This is a genomic window from Secundilactobacillus paracollinoides DSM 15502 = JCM 11969 (assembly GCF_001311135.1).
GTDB classification, from domain to species: domain Bacteria; phylum Bacillota; class Bacilli; order Lactobacillales; family Lactobacillaceae; genus Secundilactobacillus; species Secundilactobacillus paracollinoides.
In genome coordinates this window covers 1-2,000 of the sequence record NZ_BBAG01000129.1, presented here as the reverse complement: position 1 = coordinate 2,000, position 2,000 = coordinate 1, and the positions used below count along the sequence as shown (strand labels likewise).

The window sequence follows — 2,000 nt, the reverse complement described above, 5'->3', positions numbered from 1 at the left end:
TATAGTGATCTTACAACATATATATTGATTCTTTCGTTATCGTTGCTTATTGGAAACATTACACTATTCCCTAGTTTGAGACGATATATTGGTCGTCCAGTTATTAAAGGGATGCATATATTTAAACATTTTTGGCCTTCTCTGGTACTCTTTGTACCTCAGATTGCTACTCAAATCTACCTCGTATTGAACAAAACAATGTTAGGGTCAATGACATCTGTGCAGGCAGCAAGGTATTTTGATCAGTCTGATAAAATGGTGAAGATGGTACTAGCTATCGTGACAGCTACAGGGACAGTTATGTTACCTCATGTAGCCAATGCGTTCGCAAATGGGGAACACGAGAAGACTAAGCGCTATTTATATAAGAGCTTTTCTTTTGTAACTGCAATGTCTGTGCCAATGACTTTTGGTTTAATGGCAGTTGCGCATAAATTCGTACCATTATTTTTTACGGCAAGATTTCTTAGTGTAACACCGATAATGACGATAGAAGCTATTGTTATTTTGTTAATAGCCTGGAGTAACGCTATTGGAACACAGTATTTACTTCCAACGAAACAAACCAAGGCTTATACGACGTCGGTCATTGTTGGCGCAATAGTTAATTTAATTATGAACATTCCATTAATCATACTGTGGGGAGCAATTGGGGCCTCAATGGCAACAGTGTTATCAGAGGCTTCAGTTACTTTGTATCAACTAGTCGCGATTAAAAAACAAGTTGATTTTAAAGCACTGTTTACAGATACTTTTAAGTATCTACTTGCAGGTGTGTTGATGTTTGTCGTTGTTTGGCAATTGGACCAGCATTTGCCAAGTACATGGCTGATGTTAATTGTTGAAGTTATCTTAGGAATATTGCTTTATGCGTTGCTGTTAGTTGTTTTTAGAGTAAAATTAATACATGAAGCAAAAGCAATTTTGAAAGATCATCACTAGTAGTTGTGATAATTCGTTTAGAAGGGATTTTTAAAAATGAAAGTACGCAAAGCCGTAATTCCTGCAGCTGGATTGGGTACACGGTTTCTACCAGCAACCAAGGCACTAGCAAAAGAAATGCTCCCAATCGTTGATAAACCCACAATTCAGTTTATCGTCGAGGAAGCCAAAGCAAGTGGTATCACTGATATTTTAATTGTTGAAGGTAAACAAAAGCGATCCATTGAAGATCACTTTGATTCAGCACCTGAACTGGAACAGAACTTGAAGATGAAGGGTAAGGACGGCTTATTGAAGCTGGTTAATGATACCACGGATATTGGCGTTAACTTATTCTTCGTTCGGCAGCCATATCCTAATGGGTTAGGCGATGCTGTGCGCATGGCTAAGTCGTTTATTGCTGATGAACCATTTGTCGTCATGTTAGGTGACGATTTAATGAGTGATCAGGTACCATTGACTAAACAGTTGATTGACCAGTATGAGAACACTCACGCGTCCATTTTGGCCGTTAAGAAGGTGCCTCATGAAGATGTGTCCGCTTACGGTGTGATTGATCCTGAGAGTGAAGTTTCTGATGGTTTGTACAACGTTCGCAAGTTCGTTGAAAAGCCAGCGGTGGATAAAGCACCTAGTGATTTGGCTATCATTGGTCGTTACTTATTGACCCCTGAGATCTTTGGCGTTTTGGAAAACCAGAAGCCGGGTAAGGGTGGCGAGATTCAGTTAACGGATGCCATTGATACGTTAAACCAAACGCAGCGGGTGTTTGCCCATGAGTTTAAGGGTGACCGGTTCGACGTTGGGAATAAGTTGGGCTATGTGACCACTAACGTGGAATATGGGCTGACGCATCCAGAGATTAAGGATGAATTGAAACAGTATATTTTGGACTTGGCTGAGCGGTTGAAGGATGAGGAGAAGAAGTAATAATAATTTGAATCTTATTTGATTGTTAGCTGCATACAAATGTAAGAAAATAGCGACTAAAAATGTCAGGAAACTGACATCTTTAGTCGCTATTTTCTTACATTTGTATGTGTTTTGGCTAATGAACA

At 39.4% G+C, this 2,000-nt stretch carries 2 protein-coding genes; both read left to right on the top strand.

What is annotated here, in order from left to right:
* On the top strand, positions 1–942 hold a 942-nt coding region (locus JCM11969_RS16380), incomplete at its 5' end, for a lipid II flippase MurJ (RefSeq protein ID WP_082409451.1).
* A 36-nt stretch (positions 943–978) separates the two neighbouring features.
* Positions 979–1,872 carry a UTP--glucose-1-phosphate uridylyltransferase GalU gene (gene galU, locus JCM11969_RS16375; protein WP_054712959.1) on the top strand — a complete coding sequence of 298 codons (894 nt, stop codon included), beginning with the start codon at positions 979–981 and terminating at the stop codon, positions 1,870–1,872.
* The last annotated feature ends 128 nt before the right edge of the window (positions 1,873–2,000 follow it).

Excerpts from the sequence above, each read along its gene's own strand:
- galU (WP_054712959.1), top strand. The coding sequence starts at position 979 with ATGAAAGTACGCAAAGCCGTAATTCCTGCAGCTGGATTGGGTACACGG.